Below are 17836 nucleotides of genomic sequence, written 5' to 3'. Positions count from 1 at the left end.
TTTGACAACCAGCTCCGACACCTCGCCACACACGACACGGGAGAATCCTTGTACAGCGCCGCCGACACCGCGTTCATCTCCGGGGACCTGTCGGCCCCGATGGATCGCCCGTTGACCTTTGTGATCCTGGGTGCGGGCGCCCGCGGCTCGGCCTATGCCGACCTGGCCGGCAAGCGCCCCGGGCAGGCGCGGGTGATCGCCGTCGCCGAGCCCCGCGACCGCGTCCGCGCGGCGTTCGCCGCCAAGCACGGCATTATCGATCAAGGGCTCTGCTTCACCGACTGGCGTGAGCTGTTGGGTCGTCCTCGGCTGGCGGACGTAGCGGTGATCGCCGTCCACGACGCCGATCATGTCGAGGCGGCGATCGGGCTGGCGGCTCTGGGCTACCAACTGCTGCTGGAAAAGCCCATGGCCACCACCGAGTCCGACTGTGTCGCGATCGCCGAGGCCGCGCGCCGTTACGGCACCGCATTCGCTGTCGCTCATGTCATGCGCTACACGCCCTACACCGTCGCGGTGAAGCAGCTGCTGCGAGAGGGCGCGATCGGCGACATCGTCTCGATCCAGCACCTGGAGCCGATCGGCTACTACCACTTCGCCCATTCCTTCGTGCGCGGCAACTGGCGCAGCCAGGACGAGACGACGTTCCTGCTGTTGGCCAAGTCCTGCCACGACATCGACTGGATCAACGACATCGTCGGACTCCCGGTTCGCCGGGTCTCCTCCTTCGGGTCGCTCAGCCACTTCCGGCCCGACCAGGCCCCGGCCGGCGCCACGGCCCGCTGCATCGACTGCCCGATCGAGCGCGACTGCGCCTACTCCGCCAAGCGCATCTACCGGGACGGTCTGCGCCGCGGCGGTACCAAGCAGTATTTCACCCAGATCGCGACCGCCGGCGACCTCACCGAACAGGCCCTGGACGTCGCCTTGGCGGAGGGCCCCTACGGGCGGTGCGTCTACCACTGCGACAACGACGTCGTCGACCACCAAGTCGTCAACCTCGAATACGAGGGCGGCGTCACCGCCTCGTTCACCCTCACCGCGTTCACCCCCATCGAGAACCGTCACACCAAGATCTTCGGCACACGTGGCCAACTCACCGGCGACGGCCGCCACATCCGGATCTACGACTTCCGCACCGAGCGCACCACCGTCATCGACACCTCCCTGGATGGCTCCTCGGCCGCGGAAGGCCACGCCGGCGGCGACGAGGCCATGTTCAACGACTACCTCGACGCGCTGCACGGCAGCCGCGGCGAACTGATCGTGTCCGGGATCGAGGCCAGCCTGGCCAGCCACCGCGTCGTCTTCGCCGCGGAACGATCCCGGATCGCGGGAAACGTCGTCGAGTTCTGAGCGCGCAGCCCCGCCGGCCGGTGCCGACATGCGCTGCCTGGCCTTGGCCAAGCAGCGATCCCCGGATGCCCCAGCCTTCTTTACAGACCCTGCGCCGGGTGGGTCGGCTCGCGGGGGTGCGTGCGGGGGGGAGCACCGTGGTGGGTGTGGGGACGGCCGACTTCCGGAAGGTGTCGAATCCCTGTCACGGTGAGGTCGACCATGACGTGGGAACCGTTCCGGAAGCCGGCCGATCGAGCCGTCGGTGGGTCAGTTGCAGGTGAGCCTGGGGGTCGCCCAATCGGCGTGGTCGTAGTTGATGCCGTTGCCGCCGTCGGTGACGACGAGGGTCAGCGTCCGGCCTCCGGTCAGGTCGGCGGTGAGTCTCCTGGAGGCGTCCGACGTGGTAATCACGCCGCTGTCCGCCACCTTCGTGCCGTCCCGGTAGATCTGGAAGGTGACCGCCCCGGTGGAGGCGCTCTCGTCGTCGACGCCCACGTCCACCGTCAGGCCGGTACACCGGGCACCCAGGTGGTAGGTGATCCTGCCGGCGGCGTGTGCGCCGAGGCCCTTGGCGTACACGGCGCCGTTGATCGTCAGGGCCCTGCCGTCGTCGGCTGCTCGCTCACCGTTGCTCCGGTCCTTCTCCACCGGTCCCCAGCCGTTGACCATGCCTGTCCAGGGGACGTCGGACAGGTGGGACGTGCCGGAGGGGGGCAGCGGGAGCGAACCGGGCGTGATCCGGTAGGCGACGGTGGCGTGTGAGGGTACGGAGGCGCTGATCGTGCCGGTCGTGTTCGTGGAGACGGCCTTGGTCCACAGGTCCTTCAGCTGGTAGGGGCCGCGGTTGGCGATGCCCAGGGCGTCCGTGGTGGTGGAGACGGTGGCGGTGGTCCAGGTCTCATTGGTCAGTGAGACGGCCCGGTCTCCGTTCGCCAACTCCTTGACCATGACCACCAGGCCTCCGCTGTTCGAGACCACCGTGCCCTGCTTGCCCAGGGGGTCCTGGTCGACCGCGATCACATCGGCGTTGGAGAGGGTCTCGAAGGTGTCGGCGCTCGCCGTGCGCAGATCGGTCCCGATCAACAGCGGCGCGGACATCATCGACCAGAGAGTGAAGTGGGTGCGGTACTCGGCGGTGGTCATACCGCCGTTGCCGACCTCCAGCATGTCCGGGTCGTTCCAGTGGCCGGGGCCGGCGTACGGGGCGAGCTGTTGGTTCCGGTGCGCGATGCCGATCATCGAGTACCAGTTGTCCCCGATGTCGCCCGTGGTGCGCCACAGGTGACCGACCGGGGCCGCCCACTCCCAGGGCTTGCTCTCGCCCCAATCGCAGATGGACAAGACGATGGGGCGGCCGGTGTCGCGCAGGGCGTTCGCCATGTCGGTGTAGCGTTTCCTGGCATCCACGCCCTGGTTGTTGCAGTTGTCGTATTTGAGGTAGTCGACGCCGAACGAGGCGAACAGGTTCGCGTCCTGCCGCTCGTGGCCGAGGCCGCCGGGGAATCCGGCGACGTCGCAGGTCTTGGTGCCGGCGCTGGTGTAGATGCCGAACTTGAGACCCTTGCCGTGCACGTAGTCCGCGACGGCCTTGATGCCGTGTGGGAAGCGGACCGGGTCGGCGACCAGATTGCCCGAGGCATCCCGGTTCGGTAAGGCCCAGCAGTCGTCGAGGTTGACGTACCGGTAGCCGGCGTCCTTGAGCCCCTTCGATACGAAGAGGTCGGCGATGCCCTTGATCATCGTTTCGTTGAAATCGGCCCGGCAGTGGGTCGAGTTCCAGTTGTTGAACCCCATCGGGGGGAGCGCTGCCTGGCCGTCGGGCGCCGCGGCGGCCGACGGGGCGGCGACGACGGACGCGCCGGCCAGTGCGGCCGTGCCCACCGTCGGGATCAGGAGTGGCAGCGCGGTGAGGGTGGCCGCAAGGCGGCGGGCGAGGGTGGTTCGTACCGTATGCACGGACGGCTCCAGAGCTCGGGGATTCGAGAGAGCGCAGGTGCAGAGTGGTGCGATGGGTACTTCCGGGCCCGTGAAATCATCGAGATCGAACTTATTTCAACGGGAAGTAACATCCCATCGTTGCGGCGGCGAGTGTGTCAAGGGGGCAAATCGCGGCAATTCGTGTCACTTGCTGCAAGCGCTCGGGATGTTGTGATGTTGATATATGTCGGGTTGTTCGGGCTGACAGGCCCTAGGTGGGCAATCCGACGGCGCGTTCGCCGTTGCGCCGTTGTTGGATGACGACGGCGACGACGAGGAGTGCCCCCTGGGCAACGTTTTGCCAGAAGGAATTGACGCCGACGACGTTGAGGCCGTTTTCGAGGGCGCCGAGCAGGAAGACGGCGAGGAGTGTGCCGCCGATGCCGCCCTTGCCGCCCTTGAGGGCGCAGCCGCCGAGTGCGGCCGCGGTGATGGCCTTGAGTTCCAGGCCTTCGCTGCCGGAGGTCGGCTGACCGGAGCCGGTGCGCGCGGTCAGGATGACTCCGGCGATCGCCGCCACGACGCCGGCGAGGGCGTACACGGATACGAGGTACTTGTTGATGTTGATGCCGGCAAGGCGGGCCGCGGTGTCGTTGCCGCCGATGGCGTATATGTTGCGGCCGATGTCGGTGTACTTGAGCAGGATGTGCACGGCGACGGCGACCACGAACAACGTCCAGATCTGGACGGACAGTCCGAGGATCTTGCCGCGTGCCACGAAGATGAAGAAGTCGTCGCCGAGGACGTAGCCCTGTGCTCGGCCGCCCGCGAGCAGTTGGGCGACACCCTTGTACGCGGCGAGGGTGGCCAACGTGGCGATGACGGGGTTGACCCGCCCGTACACGATGATGACGCCGTTGACCACGCCCGCCGCGATGCCGACGCCGATCGCGGCGAGAATGCCGAGGGCCGCGTTGCCGTCGGTCGAGGTGAACGCCATGGCGCTGACGACGGACGCGATGCCCGCTTGCGAGCCGACGGAGATGTCGAGCGCGCCGCAGATGATGACGACGGTCTGTACGACCGCGAGGAGGCCGGTCACCGCGACCGTGTCGCCGATCACGGTCATGTTGGCGGTGGTGAGATAGCCGTCGTCGAGCCAGGCGAAGGTGCCGACGACGACGATGAGCGCACCGATGAGGCTGGTGTTCTGCGCGCCGACGGCCGTGGCGACGCGGCGGGGTAACGCCCGGGTGTGGGTGCCGGGGGTGGTGGCGGGCATCGGTGGCGGCGCGTTGGTCGTGGTGGTCATGACGGGTTCCCCTGGGTCGGTTCGGCGAGGTCGTGTGCCATGGCGAGGGCGAGGATGCCCTCCTCGTCGGCGTCCGCGCGGTCGAGTTCGCCGGTGATCCTGCCGTTTTGCATCACGACGATCCGATCCGCGAGACCGAGCACCTCGGGCAGTTCGGAGGAGATGACGAGGATGGCGACACCGGTTCCGGCCAACTCGTCGATGAGGCGGTAGATCTCCGCCTTGGCGCCGATGTCGATGCCGCGGGTGGGTTCGTCCAGGATCAGGATCTTGGGTCGACGAGCGAGCCAGCGAGCGAGGACGACCTTCTGCTGGTTGCCGCCGGACAGCTTGCGCACCTCGTGGTCGATGGACGGGGTGCGCACTTCGAGGCGGTCGACGAACTCGTGCGCGAGGCGTCGTTCGCGACGCGAGCTGACGAATCGGAAGCGACGCAGGCGGTCGAGGACGGCGACGCTGATGTTGTGCCGGACCGAGCCGGTCATGAACAACGCCTGGGCCTTGCGTTCCTCGGGCGCGTAGCCGATGCCCGCCCGAACGGCGTCCCGGGGGATGCGCAGCCGGAGCGGCCGGCCCTCGACGCGTACCTCGCCGGAGCGGATCGGCAGATCTCCCACGAGCGCGGCGGCCAGTTCGGATCGCCCGGCGCCGACCAGGCCGGCCAGGGCGACGACCTCGCCCTCGTGTACATCGAGGTGCACGTTCGACACGTGTTCGGTGGTGAGGTCGCGTACGTCGAGGACGACGCGGTCGCCGGCGCTGCGCCCACGCGCGAACAGCGTCGACAGGTCGCGTCCGACCATGAGTCGCACGACCTCGCCTTCGTCGGCCTGCGAGGCGTCGCGTACGCCGGCAAGCTCTCCGTCGCGCAGCACCGCGATGCGGTCGGCGAGGCGGAAGATCTCCTGCATGCGGTGCGAGACGTAGATGATGGCGAGGCCCTGGTCGCGGAGCCGCCGGATGAGGTCGAAGAGCGCTTCCACCTCGTGTTCGGACAGCGACGAGGTCGGTTCGTCGAAGGCCAGGACGGTGGCCTCGGTGGTGAGGGCGCGCAGAATCTCCACGAGTTGGCGCTGCGCGGGCGAGAGCCGGCAACCGAGTGTCTCGGGGGCGATGGCGTGTGCGAATCCCAGGCGTTCGAGGTCGGAGCGCATGCGCTGGTACAGCGCGCCTCGGTCGAGCATGCGGCCCGTCTTGCGCGGCAGTGCGCCGATGTAGACGTTCTCGGCCACGCTGACGTGGGGGACGATCTCGGGCTCCTGCGCGATCACGCGGATCCCGTGCCTGCGTGCGTCGGCGGGGCTGTGGAGTTCGCGTGGTGTGCCGGCGACGAGGACACGGCCGTCGCCGGGTCGGTGGTCGCCGTTGATGATCTTGATGAGGGTCGACTTGCCGGCGCCGTTCTCCCCCATCAGCGCGGTGACGGTGCCGCGGGGGAAGTCCAGCGTGATGCCGCGCAGTGCGTGGACTCCGGCGAAGTCCTTGTGGATGTTCTCGACGGCGAGCGCGGGGCCCGGGAGGCCGAGAGGTGGGCTTTTCGTCATGGCTGGACCTCGAGGGCGGTTCGGGAGGTCGCGGCGACCCATGCGGGCGCCCGGGTCGCCGCGACTCGTGCCGGGCGGTGGCGTCAGGGGTGACGGCGGGCGGGTCGACGCGGCCGCGGGCCGGGCCGGGTCACGTGCACTTGAGGCCGGATTGTTGCCAGTTCGACGGGTCCACCATCTTCGTGGTCGCGAACGCCTCGGCGGGGAAGGGCTTGCCGCTCCTGAGCCGATCGACCATGGTCTGCACGGCGAGACCGCCGACCTCGTGGCCGTTGATGAACAACGCGGCCTTCATCCCGGTCGGCTTGCCGGAACCCCAGTCCTTGCACGCCAGATAGGCGCCCAGTCCGACGCCGATCACGTCGTTGGCTCCGTAGCCGCCGTTCTGCAGCGCGGTGACCGCGCCACTCACGTTCTCGTCGTTGCAGCCCCACACGATCCAGTGCTTCACCGATCGGTTGCCGCTCATCGTGGCGGCTGTCTTGTTCTGGGCGTCGGGCGGCGTGTTGTCGGTGCCGACCTTGAGTACCTTGACGTCCGCGCCGGTCGCTTGTTTGAACGCCTCGTGGGCGGCGTCGACCCGATCGGTGCAGACCGTCACGTCCTGCTTCCAGGCGGCGATGATCGCGGTGTCGGCGGGAGTCCAGCCCGCCTTCTTGAATTCCTCGGCCGCACGTTGGCCCACTTGCGTGCCCATCTGGGGGCCGCTGAAGCCCACGCGCGGGACCAGCTTGTCCTTGGCGCATTTGGTCGGGTCGGCCCCGCCGACGCAGATCTGGTCGTCGGACGCGAGCAGCGGTGCGCCGCCACGCGTGGCGATGTCGACGACCTGCGGTCCCACGGCGGGGTCGGGCACGACGATCACGACACCGTTGTACTTCTGTGCCACTGCCGCCTGGACCTCGCTGACGGCCTTGTTGGTGTCGTTGCCGAGGTTCACGACCTTGAGGTCGACTCCGAGTTCCTTGGCCTTCGCGCGGGCGCCGTCCGCCTCGTCCACGAAGTACTGCTGGTCTCCCTGCTTCTGCAGATACGCGATCTTGATGGTGCCGGATAAGGAGACCGGTGGGCCCGAGGGTGCTCCAGACTTGCCCTCGTCCTTGCCGGACGAACAGGCCGTGAGCGTCACGGCGAAGGCGAACGCCGCCACCATCGCGGCCCTGCGCCGGGTGCGTCTGCGGTGCGTCATGGTCAGCCCCTGTGAATGTCGGCGGTCCGGGAGGACCGCGTGTGTTCGATGGTCGATGCGTCGACCTGCCCGGCCGTCACGTTTCGCTCCCGTCGACGGAAGCGCTCCGACCTGCGGAAGGGCGGCATCTGCGAATCGGAATCTCCTTGCGCACGGGAAAGGTCGATCTTGAAATCGAACATGGATGCGCGGTATTCGCTCGTAATGCGACTCACATATCTAGCAGTTCCAACATTAACCAACAAGACTCGGTTTGGTAACACTCCCGCCGCAGCGGCTTCTCCCGGGCGGGAAAGGCCGTACACATAAAGATCTTTCCCGGCGACAATGCGCGGTGTGGGAAACGAACACTGCTATGTTGGAATATGTTGGTTACCTGCGGGCGAGAGGATCGGGAATGCTGGCACGTCAGCGACAAAACACGATCTTGGAAATGATCGCCGATCAGGGGTCCGTCCGTGTCGCGACGCTGGTGCGGAAATTCGGGGTCTCGGACATGACCATTCGACGCGACCTCGAAGTGCTGGCCGCGCAGGGTCTGATCGCCAAGGTGCACGGTGGGGCCACTTCGAGGGACGGCAGTTCGACCGAGGAGCCGGGGTTCGTGACGAAGTCCGGGCTCCAGGCCGCGGAGAAGGAGGCGATCGCCCGGCGTGCGGCGGCGATGGTCGCGCCGAACAGTGCCATCGCGTTGTCGGCGGGGACGACGACATGGACACTGGCCCGGCAACTCGTCGACGTTCCCGGGCTCACGGTGGTCACCAACTCGATTCCGGTCGCGGACGTGTTCCACCAATCCGGCCGTTCCGACCAGACCGTGGTGATCGTCGGCGGCGTGCGCACGCCGTCGGACGCGCTGGTGGGTCCCGTCGCGGTCGCGGCGTTGCGGAGTCTCAACGTCGACATGCTCATGCTGGGCGTCCACGGCATCAGCCCGCGCGTCGGGTTCACCACTCCCAACCTGCTGGAGGCGGAGACCAATCACGCCCTCGTGCGAGCCGCCCGCCGCTTGGTCGTGGTCGCCGACCACACCAAATGGGGCCTGATCGGGATCAGCACGATCGCACAACTCGGCGACGCCGACACGCTGATCATGGACACGGGCCTGCCCCAGGAAGCGCGTGACCAACTGAGCGAGCACATCGAAGAACTCGTCGTGGTCGATCCCGTCGATCCCGCCGCCTCCTGACGGCGTATCACCGCAGGGCCCCCGATCGCTTGTGTGACCCGCGTCACGCGGCGGGAGCGCGCACGGCGGTGCCGGACAGCTAAGGGTGTGGAAGCTCTAACCGCCGCGCCGCCAAGCCGCCTTCGTCTCGCCGATCGACGATGCGAAGCGCGGCCGCGTGGAACACACACCGAACAACGGCCCGAGTCGGCCCATGGTCAGGTTCGCCCGCAGATACCACGCGACCTTCCCCGTCTTCCATCACTTCCGAAGGCGTATCTGCCGCGGCCCTGGTGCGTCCTGTCCGCGCCGAGGCACCGGAAACGGACCGGAGACGGATGACCACCGAACTGCCCATGGAACGAATGGGACTTGGGCGCCGTCGCAAAGCATTCGCCTCCACGCGCGCGCTGACCGGGCGAGGTATCACCGACTTCGCCGACCTGGTCGCCTCCGGCCGCCTCTTCACCGAGACACCCATGTAACCCAACCTCGGCACCGCACATCGACCCCGACGCCATGGGGGAGTTCGTGCTGCCCGAAACCAGCGCATCGGCAGCGTTCGCCCCAACTGGTCACGACGGGAAACCCCATGCTCGCTTCACTGCTCAAAATCATCCGCAACCGCGCATCCGAGGTGTCGAAGTTCGCGATCGTAGGCGGGGTCGGCTACACGGTCGACGTCGTCACGTTCAATGTCCTGCGTTCCTTGCTCGGTGTCCCCGCTCTCCCCGCCAAAGTCATATCTCTCACGATGGCCACGTCGGCCGCGTACCTCGGGAACCGCCGATGGACGTACCGAGAACGGCTCGAAGCCGGCACGGCGGACGCTCGACGGCAGTATCTGCTGTTCGTCGGTTGGAGTTGCGGTGGCATGGCGATCCAGATCGCCTGCCTGTCGGTGTCTCGCTTCGTCTTCGGATTCGACAGCCTGCTCGCGGACAACATCTCCGGCAATCTGATCGGAATGGGGTTCGCGACGGCGTTTCGCTTCTGGGCGTATCGCACCCGGGTGTTCCGGCCACCGGGTGAGACTCCGGCGGCGAAGTCCCTGGTGACCGCCGATCAGGCGCCGCTGCGGGAGGCGGCGTGAGCGCCTTCGGCCTCGTGATCGCGCTGGTGGCCACGCTGGGCGGGTGTTGGCATCTCGCGTGCGCGACCACGGCGCGCGGATCGGTCGACGTGGTCCTCACCTGGTTGCTGCTGACGACGGCTCAACTGTCCGCCTTGACCCTGCTGGTCGGCGGTCTGTTTCGCCAACTGAACGCGGGCGCCTTGTTCGTGGCCGCGATCGCGCTCGCGGCCGTGGAGATCGTGGTGACCCGACGAGGTGGCGCCCAGGTGGCCCGGCTGCGCGGTCGGGCCCGCGTGAGCGTGCTGACACCGCGGGCGCTCCGGTCTTGGCGGCATCCGGCGGTGGTGGTGATCGCCGTGCTGGTGGCCGCGCAATACTGCTGGCGGTCCGCGATGGGCACATTTCTGGGCCCCCTGGACTACGACGGTCTCTGGTACCACCTGCCGGGTCCGGCCATCTGGCTCCAGCAGGGGCACGTCGGACACACGCCGCAGGTGTTGTGGGCCGACGTGTACCCGCAGGGCCAGGAACTGCTCACCGCCTTCAGCGGTGCGTTCCTGGGCACGGTCCGTCTCGGCTGGGCGTCCGGCCTTGCCTATCTGGCCATCGGGGCCGTCGCGACGGTCGGGCTCGCGCGTGCCGCGGGAGCCCGCCGTGCGCACGCCGCGCTCGCGGGCCTGGGGATACTCGCGGTGCCCGCGGTGTTCCTGGAGGCGTCGACGACCTACGTCGACTTCGGCGCGGCGGCGACCACGCTGGCCGCGCTGTACCTGGTGCTCGCGATGGGGCCGGCCCTCGCGACCGCGGTCGAACGCGGCGAGGACCTCGCGCCGCATCTTCGCCGCTGGTTCGTCCTCATCGGGGTCGCGCTGGGGCTGGGCATCGGTGTGAAGTCCTCCAATCTCCTGACCGCCGCGATGGTCGGTGTCCTGACGATGGTGCAGACGTGGCGGACAGTGCGCCGGACACGTGCCGCGTCCATGCCCCCGACCGGACTCGTTTCCCGCTTGCGCCGCGACTGTGCCGGTACCGCCCGGCTCGCGCTGCCGAACCTGGCCCTCATGAGTGTGCCCGTACTGTCGCTGGGGGCCTACTGGTACATCCGCACCTGGGTCGCGTACGGGAACCCGTTCTACCCGTTCACCATGTTCGGCTTCCCTGGCAAGGGCTCCGTGCACGACCTGATCATCACGACCACCATGGCGCCGGAGGTGATGGGGAAGGGCAAACTCGCCGCGACCTGGCATTCATGGCTCCTGGATCGCGAACGCCTGGCCTACACCCACGACCAACAGCCGGGCGGGTTCGGGATGCAGTGGATATACGTTCTGCTCCCGGTCGTGGTCGTCGCGATCGGACTGTTCGTCCTCAAGCGCCGATTCGACCTGCTGTGGGGCCTGGTACTCCCGGTGGCCATATGGGGCGCGGCATCCCCGGCGCCGTGGTGGGCCCGATACCAGCTGGTCCTGCCGGCGTTGGGCTGCGTGTGTCTCGCGGCCGTCCTCACCACCGTGGCCGAACGGCCGCCGGACTCCCGCCGATTCCGTCCGGTCGAACCCCTGCTGCGGCGCACCGTCGCGGGATTCGTCACAGGCGCGTTCGTCGTGACCACGGCGACATCCATGTGGTGGGCGACCCAACCCACCAACACGTGGACGAGCAGCGGCCGGTCGTGGCACCGAGCGGATGTCCGCGAGGCACTGGAGTTGATGCGCGCCCCCGACCGGGACCGCAGGATCATGCCGACTGCGGCCTACGCGGGCGTGCGACGGATTCCGGACGGTCGGACCATCGCGTTCACCGGGTACACGCGCCAACACTTCTTCCACCTGCTCATCGGCGAGCGCGGTCAGCGGCGGATCACCAGCCTCGGTGAGCCCCGCGACATCGCGGACTTCACCCGGCGCCTTCGAGCCTCGGGAGCCCAGTACGTGATGCTGTCGGCCGCGGGCAAGGACCGGGATCTGCTTGTGGCCGTATTGCAGGACCGCGGCCACTACCGGCCGGTCGTGCGAGGCAACGGCGCGCTCGGCAGGGCCGGGGAGCAACCCGGAGCGGAAGTGTTCGAGACAGGTGACTTCACCGAACGGCTCTGCGCGGCCCGCGTCCCCGAATTGGTCGCCACGACGGGCGGCCCGGGCGCGGTCACCGTATCGCTGCGCGACGCCTGCGCAAACCCGCTGTTCGAGGTCGAGGTGGCCCTGGTCGACGACGGCCGCGTGGTGACCCGCGCGCTGACGAACGACCGAGGCGACGGCGTACTTCGGGTTCCCGCCGATCTCACAGGAAGGCCACTGGTGGCGCGCTTCGCGGGTGACGGCTACTACGGACCGGCCGAGGTACCGGTGCGGCCCGCGGGTGGCTGACCAAGGATCAGGGCAAGCTCCGGTCCGCTGCCACCCGCGCGGCGCCGAGTCCTTGCGGCAATCCGCCGCCGGCTTTCCGGCCGAGGCTTCGGCGGAAAGCTTGAGCCGTCCCGAGTGTCTCATCGGATGCCGGTGTACGGCACTGCGCGCGCCGTCCCACCCGAAACAGGGGAGGGGCGGCGCGCCTTCGCCCATGTGCCCTATCGCACGCTGCCCGGCGGAATCAGGATGGGCGACAAGAGCTACCGGTCGACGTCGAGCGCGTCGAGCGAGTCCAGGTCCACCAGGGCGTTGGTCGTGCGTTCGATGATGCTGAGGCTGGTCTCGGACGGTTGCATCTTCGGTTGGAGTGGGCCACGTCCGATCGTGTACAACCAGGCGAAGCAGGGATAGAACGTCTGACGACGGTAGGCGAGCCACGCGGCGTCGAAGTCCGGTGCCTTGACGCCGGCCGTTTCGAGCTTCTCCAGGTAGAGGCTCAGCAGATCCTTTTCCCAACTGCGCCGGTCCTCCACCGCCAGCGCGGTGGTGACGGTATAGGTGTAGTCGAAGGCCCAGTTCCCCCGCATGACGACCTGCCAGTCGGTGAAGCCCATCCGGCCGGCGGAGGTGATGTACGTGTTGCCGACATGGCCGTCACCGTGCAGAAGGGTCTGCGGGCCCTCGTCGGCGATCCGAAGCGACGCCTCGAGCCCCTTGTAGAGACGGTCGAACAAGGGTGTCAGCGCGTCCGGAATCACGGCTGCCGCTCGTTCCGTGCCGACTTTGGAGCGCTTCCGCATCTGGATCAGCCGATCCAAATTGTGGAAGTGATCACTGGGCTGCTTCAACCAGGAGGCGTGCTCCGTGAGTTCGGGGGCCTCCCAGTAACGCGCGTGCCAGGTGGCCATACTCGCGACCAGATCCTCGATCTGCGGGCGCGTGATGGGCGTTCGGGGCGTGCAGAACGTAGCCCCCTTGGTCTCGCCGAGGTCCTCCATCAGCACGATCGACCGGCCGGACGCCTTGTCGGCCGCTCCGTGGTATCCATGCGGCGCCTCGATGTCGAGATCGTTCCGCAGGTACTTGAAGAACCCGGGTTCTCCTTCGAGGACATCCGCCAGTCCCAGCGTCAGGCGCTGGGTGAAGGAGGCGGTGGTCTTCGCGAAGAGCGTCTCCGGCAGCCCGGCACGGCCGCCCGCCTCGTTGTAGGTGATGTGGATGCGCAGGCGGGTGGACGTACCGCTGGTCGCGTCCTCGACCCGGAACGACTCGATCGCCGTGCCGGGATGCCCGTCACACAGGACCGCCGTCAACCATTCCCGGGTGATCTGTCGGCCGGAGACCGGCACATCGGCCGGTCCGTTCACGCGTGGCGACGAGACTCGCTCGAGGAGGGCGTGGCGGCCGTAGCGCACAACACCCTTGGCCATGTCGAGGGCGGGACTACCGGCGTGTGTTCGGGATGCCATGAGCGTCCTTAGGGAGATCGGGTCGGGCTGATGCCGTGGTCGGCGGGTGGCGTCGACATCGGGACGACTGAGTCGTGGCGGTCCACACGGCGGGCGCGAAGGCACCCTCGGACACCGGGACGTCGCCGTGACCGCGAACCCTCCGGCGACGGCCGGCCGGAAACCGACCCACGATCCGCCGGATCGGGCAACGGTGGCCGATGGCTCCGCCGGGACGCGCACAGGGTCCGGTCGGCCCGCGACGCGGTGGCCGAGCCCGCCTGTGAACAGGCTCGGAACCACGCTGTGTGCCCGGGCGTTCGCCACGTCGGCGGCAGACTATCCAGAACATCTCACCGAAAAACCGCCGAGGTACGAATTGCGCTGCGGCTGTCCGAAACACGAATGCTGTGGCTCAAATATGGCGCTTCGCCACGTGCCTGTGATCAACTTGCGGGCAAGCGCCCCGGGTTGGACACGGCCCCCGCGGCTTCGGCTTGCGATGCGGTACGACGACGAACCCGGTTCTTTCCATGGGAAAGACAGCCTGCCCGAGGCATGGAGGACCGTACGGGGGCGGTGCGGCACGACTCGCGCGCCACCGGGTTCACCACGTCGGACAGCGGATTCGCGACTTGCCCATGGCAACTCGGCAACCCGCCCTAGCCCCACGAAGAGAGCATGAACCTACTCAAACGGGCCCACGGCCCGCGGAACCGAACCCGGCACCGCGCGTCGATCCGCACGCTTCTGATCGTGCTCACGGTCATTCCCTCCCTGACGTTGTTGCTGCTGTGGGGCTTCACAACGCAACGGTTGTGGAAACAGAGCGACAACCTCAACAACCAGTACAAGCTCTCGCAACGTGCGGGCTTCCCCACGCTCCTGGTTCTGGGCTCTCTCCAGGAAGAACGGCGGCTCAGTGCCGCGTGGCTCACCGCGCCCGACGATCCGCGAGCCATCGAGGCCCTCAAGACCCAACGGGCGCAGACCGATTCGGTCGCGGCCCGATTCGAGGTGCTTGCCCGGAAGGGATTGCCGGACTCACTCGGCGACGTCCGGCGACACGCCAACACGATCCGCAGTGCCCTGTCGCAGCTGCCGGAGGCCCGCTCCCGCATCGATGCCCGCCAGGGCGGGCAGACCGACCTGCTGCGCTTCTATGACAATGGCGTGAACCTGCACGTCACGATGTTCAACGCGTTCACGTATCTCGACGACGGCCCGTTGGTCTTCCTGTCCCAGATGCCGGTCAACGCCTTCCGCGCCGACGAGATGCTCGCGCGCGAGGACGTGCTGCTGATGTACTCGCCGCGAAACGGCGTCATGCCCGCCGCGGAATACGCCGAGTTCCTCCAAGTCGTGGGCAGCCGACGCGCGTTGTACGACCAGATGCTGACGTTCACGCCCAAGGACCTTCGAGACGCGTTCGTCGAGATCACCAAGACTCCCGCCTGGCAGTGGATGGTCGCCGCCGAAAACGCGATGATGACCGCGCGCCCGGTTGTCTCCGCGAAGGAGCAGGGGGTCACCGTCCCGGTACGGGCCGCCGAGTGGCGCGCGAATCTGAACGAAGTCAACGCGGCGCTCGACCAGTTCGCCAACCAAACAGCGCTGCGGGCCAACGGCGTCAACAAGGACAAGGCCGACGAGCTTGAGCTCACCGCGCGGCTGGTGGCGGTCCTCGGACTCCTTGCGATCGTGGTCGTGGCGGTTCTCTGCTGGCGCATCACCCGCTCGCTGCGCCGCCGACTGCTCAGTCTCCGGTCCGCGACCGTGGAACTCGGCGAGGAACGCCTGCCCATCGCCGTCGAACGGCTCCGCCGCGGGGAATCGATCGAGGAGGCCCGCGCGGATGCGGGAGGAGCCGAACTTCCCTATGGCAACGACGAGATCGGTCAGATCGCGCACGCGTTCAAGGCGACCGAGCGGGTCGCTCTCGACAGCGCCGTGCAACTCGCCCGCGAACGTCAGGGCTACGCCAAGGTCTTCTACAACGTTGCCCTGCGCACCCAATCCCTGATCAGTCGTCAGCTTGGCGAACTCGACAGCATGGAACGACGCCACCAGGATCCCGACGTACTCAAGGACCTGTTCACCCTCGACCACCTCGCGACCCGCGTCCGCCGGTACGAAGAGAACCTCGTCATCCTGAGCGGGCACCAACCGCGGCGTCGGTGGAGCAGGTCGGTGCCGGTGATCGACGTCGTGCGCAGCGCGCTCGGCGAGATCGAGGACTACGAACGAGTGACGGTCAACGCGGACGCCGCTACCGTCCTCGCCGGTCCGTCGGTGGGAGCGGTGGTCCACCTCCTCGCGGAGTTGGTCGAGAACGCCATTTCCTTCTCGCCGCCGAAGACGCCCGTGCAGATCCGTGCGTCCAGCGCCGCCAAGGGCGTCGTGATCGAGATCGAGGATCGTGGTCTCGGCATGTCCGAGGCCGAATTCGACGCGATCAACGCCAACTTGGCCAATCCGGCCCCGTTCGAGGTGGTGGCGCTCGCGAAGGACGTGCGCATCGGCCTGTTCGTCGTCGCCCAACTCGCCGCGCAGCACGACATCACGGTGACCCTGCGGAGTTCGCCCTACGGAGGGACCCTCGCGATTGTGTTTCTCTCCGGAGAAAAGAACGTCGAACCGTCGCCGGAACCGGGTGACGACGACGAGGCCGGCCGGCGCGAGGAATCGGTGCTCGAACCGACCCGCGCCCGGGTCGAGATCGACATCGCCGAGTCGTCCCCGGACGCCCCGGCGACCGTGATCGAACCGCCCCCCTCGCCGCAGCGACCGACCGTCACCGTAATGCGCGCGCGGGGCGAGGAAGCACGGCCCTCGGGGCGCAGGCCGCTACCACGGCGGGTACCCCAGGCGGACCTGCCCGCACCACTGCGTGGGGAGGCCCCCGAACCGGAACCGGCGAAGGAGCCACGCGAGTCGGCGCCGAGATCCCCCGAATCGGCAGCCGCGATGGTCAGCGCCTTCCGGAACGCGTCCGAACGCGCCCGAGCGGGACACCAGGCCCCACAAGGAGCCCAGACGGACGCCGCACCGGCGCCGGACGGAGACCCGATCGACAGCACATCGGCGATTGAGGAACCACGATGAGCCAGCCCACGACCGCCACGAACAGCCGACTCGACTGGCTGCTGACAGACCTGGTCAAGCGCGTTCCGCGGACCAGGCACGCCGTCGTCCTCTCCGAGGACGGCCTGATGATCAGCCAATCCGAGACGTTCGGACGCGACGACGCGGAACAGCTCGCCGCCGCCACCTCGGGACTGCAGAGTCTCGCGCGGAGCATCGGACGGGGGTTTGAGGGCGGAGCCGTCTCCCAGACGCTCATCGAGATGGAGGACGCCTTCCTCTTCGTCACCTGCGCCGGCCGCAGTGCACATCTGGCCGTTCTCGCGGACAGCGACGCGGACGTCGGCATCGTGGCCTACGAGATGAACACCCTCGTACAGAAGGTCGGTGAATACCTCGGCACGGCGCCTCGGGACGACGCCGACGACCCGTCGAGAGGTGGGCATGGGTGACCGACCTCACCGAGCCGACCTGGGATGACGACGCCGGACCGCTGGTGCGCCCCTTCACCCTGACCCAAGGACGCACCCGGGCCGCCCGCGACGACCTGACGCTCATCACCCTGGTGACGACCGTCGAGAAGGACGCCGAAGAAGCCGCGGAACGCCGGGAGTTGTACCCGGAGCACATCGAGATCCTGCGCATGTGCCGCGAACCCCAGGCCGTTGCGGAGATCGCCGCGCGTATCGACCTGCCGGTCAGCATCGCGAAGGTGATCATCGACGACCTGTTCGACGCCGGGCACGTCCACGTCCGCCCACCGGTCGCCATGGCCCGGACCCCCGACATCGAAATCCTCAGGAAAGTGCGTGATGGTCTCCGCAGACTATGACACGGACGGCGGGGGTCTCCCCGCGAACGCAGCTGCTGTCAAGATCCTCGTATCGGGCGGCTTCGGCGTCGGCAAGACGACACTTGTCGGCTCGATCAGTGAGATCCCGCCGTTGCGCACCGAGGAGGTGATGACCTCGGCCAGTGCCTATGTCGACGACCTCGAAGGCATCGAGGAGAAGGTCACCACCACGGTCGCACTCGACTTCGGTCGTATCACCGTCAGCGACGACCTCGTGCTCTACCTCTTCGGCACACCGGGCCAAGAGCGCTTCTGGTCCATGTGGAACGACCTGGCGGTCGGTGCGCTCGGCGCGGTCGTCCTGGTCGACTCGCGTCGGCTGGGTACCAGTTTCGGCAGTATCGACTTCTTCGAACGCCGCGGCATTCCCTTCGTCGTCGGGATCAACAACTTCCACGGCCGGATGGAGTATGCCGAGGACGAGATTCGCGAGGCGCTGAGCCTGAATCCTCGGGTGCCGAGCATGGTCTGCGACGTCCGCCGCCCGGATTCCTGCCGTGACCTGCTGCTCACCCTCATCGAGCGCATGCTGGCCGACGCCGGCGCCCCCGGGTAGGCCG

General features: G+C 67.8%; 15 protein-coding genes. 9 read left to right on the top strand and 6 right to left on the bottom strand.

From position 1 onward, the window contains the following. Positions 1 to 48 precede the first annotated feature (48 nt). On the top strand, positions 49 to 1356 hold the full coding sequence (locus OG928_RS34510; RefSeq protein WP_406291459.1) for a Gfo/Idh/MocA family protein: 1308 nt from the start codon (positions 49 to 51) through the stop codon (positions 1354 to 1356). Positions 1357 to 1605: 249 nt separating this feature from the next. Here the strand turns inward: OG928_RS34510 and OG928_RS34505 are convergent, their stop codons facing one another. The 5 genes from OG928_RS34505 to OG928_RS34485 all read right to left on the bottom strand — a co-directional run bounded on the left by OG928_RS34505 (position 1606) and on the right by OG928_RS34485 (position 7482). Then, a complete protein-coding gene (locus tag OG928_RS34505; protein WP_406291457.1) occupies positions 1606 to 3294 on the bottom strand; it encodes an NPCBM/NEW2 domain-containing protein in 1689 nt (562 codons plus the stop codon). Positions 3295 to 3526: 232 nt separating this feature from the next. Next, positions 3527 to 4567, bottom strand: a complete 1041-nt coding sequence (locus OG928_RS34500) for an ABC transporter permease (protein WP_406291455.1) — start codon at positions 4565 to 4567, stop codon at positions 3527 to 3529. Further along, on the bottom strand, positions 4564 to 6111 hold the full coding sequence (locus OG928_RS34495) for a sugar ABC transporter ATP-binding protein (RefSeq protein WP_331765936.1): 1548 nt from the start codon (positions 6109 to 6111) through the stop codon (positions 4564 to 4566). The genes OG928_RS34500 and OG928_RS34495 overlap by 4 nt, the downstream gene beginning before the upstream one ends. A gap of 130 nt (positions 6112 to 6241) precedes the next feature. After that, positions 6242 to 7264: a substrate-binding domain-containing protein gene (locus OG928_RS34490; protein ID WP_406292079.1), complete on the bottom strand. Its 1023-nt coding sequence runs from the start codon at positions 7262 to 7264 to the stop codon at positions 6242 to 6244. 38 nt (positions 7265 to 7302) lie between these two features. Then, positions 7303 to 7482 carry a hypothetical protein gene (locus tag OG928_RS34485; RefSeq protein WP_406291452.1) on the bottom strand — a complete coding sequence of 60 codons (180 nt, stop codon included), beginning with the start codon at positions 7480 to 7482 and terminating at the stop codon, positions 7303 to 7305. A gap of 215 nt (positions 7483 to 7697) precedes the next feature. On the opposite strand from OG928_RS34485, the gene OG928_RS34480 reads away from it, so the two are divergent. The 4 genes from OG928_RS34480 (at position 7698) to OG928_RS34465 (ending at position 11909) form a co-directional block, all read left to right on the top strand. Beyond that, positions 7698 to 8489 carry a DeoR/GlpR family DNA-binding transcription regulator gene (locus OG928_RS34480; RefSeq protein ID WP_331765934.1) on the top strand — a complete coding sequence of 264 codons (792 nt, stop codon included), beginning with the start codon at positions 7698 to 7700 and terminating at the stop codon, positions 8487 to 8489. A 317-nt stretch (positions 8490 to 8806) separates the two neighbouring features. Then, positions 8807 to 8953 (top strand): hypothetical protein, encoded by a 147-nt coding sequence (locus tag OG928_RS34475; protein WP_331765933.1) that lies wholly within the window; start codon positions 8807 to 8809, stop codon positions 8951 to 8953. A gap of 107 nt (positions 8954 to 9060) precedes the next feature. Continuing rightward, positions 9061 to 9561: a GtrA family protein gene (locus OG928_RS34470; protein ID WP_331765932.1), complete on the top strand. Its 501-nt coding sequence runs from the start codon at positions 9061 to 9063 to the stop codon at positions 9559 to 9561. Next, positions 9558 to 11909, top strand: a complete 2352-nt coding sequence (locus tag OG928_RS34465) for a phospholipid carrier-dependent glycosyltransferase (protein WP_331765931.1) — start codon at positions 9558 to 9560, stop codon at positions 11907 to 11909. The genes OG928_RS34470 and OG928_RS34465 overlap by 4 nt, the downstream gene beginning before the upstream one ends. A gap of 242 nt (positions 11910 to 12151) precedes the next feature. On the opposite strand, the gene OG928_RS34460 is transcribed toward OG928_RS34465, so the two are convergent. Next, on the bottom strand, positions 12152 to 13360 hold the full coding sequence (locus OG928_RS34460) for a phosphotransferase (protein ID WP_331765930.1): 1209 nt from the start codon (positions 13358 to 13360) through the stop codon (positions 12152 to 12154). A 660-nt stretch (positions 13361 to 14020) separates the two neighbouring features. Here OG928_RS34460 and OG928_RS34455 point away from each other — a divergent pair. Genes OG928_RS34455 through OG928_RS34440 form a run of 4 tightly spaced genes read left to right on the top strand, consistent with a single transcriptional unit; the run spans position 14021 to position 17832 of the window. Continuing rightward, complete coding sequence (locus OG928_RS34455) at positions 14021 to 16444, top strand: nitrate- and nitrite sensing domain-containing protein (protein ID WP_331765929.1); 2424 nt, start codon at positions 14021 to 14023, stop codon at positions 16442 to 16444. Next, positions 16441 to 16875: a roadblock/LC7 domain-containing protein gene (locus OG928_RS34450; RefSeq protein WP_331765928.1), complete on the top strand. Its 435-nt coding sequence runs from the start codon at positions 16441 to 16443 to the stop codon at positions 16873 to 16875. The genes OG928_RS34455 and OG928_RS34450 overlap by 4 nt, the downstream gene beginning before the upstream one ends. After that, a complete protein-coding gene (locus OG928_RS34445; RefSeq protein ID WP_331765927.1) occupies positions 16872 to 17255 on the top strand; it encodes a DUF742 domain-containing protein in 384 nt (127 codons plus the stop codon). Before OG928_RS34450 ends, OG928_RS34445 begins: the two co-directional genes overlap by 4 nt. Next, on the top strand, positions 17236 to 17832 hold the full coding sequence (locus OG928_RS34440; RefSeq protein WP_331768210.1) for an ATP/GTP-binding protein: 597 nt from the start codon (positions 17236 to 17238) through the stop codon (positions 17830 to 17832). The genes OG928_RS34445 and OG928_RS34440 overlap by 20 nt, the downstream gene beginning before the upstream one ends. The last annotated feature ends 4 nt before the right edge of the window (positions 17833 to 17836 follow it).

This window comes from Embleya sp. NBC_00896 (genome assembly GCF_045207785.1).
Taxonomy (GTDB): Bacteria; Actinomycetota; Actinomycetes; order Streptomycetales; family Streptomycetaceae; genus Embleya.
This window is presented reverse-complemented; position numbering and strand designations above follow the sequence as displayed.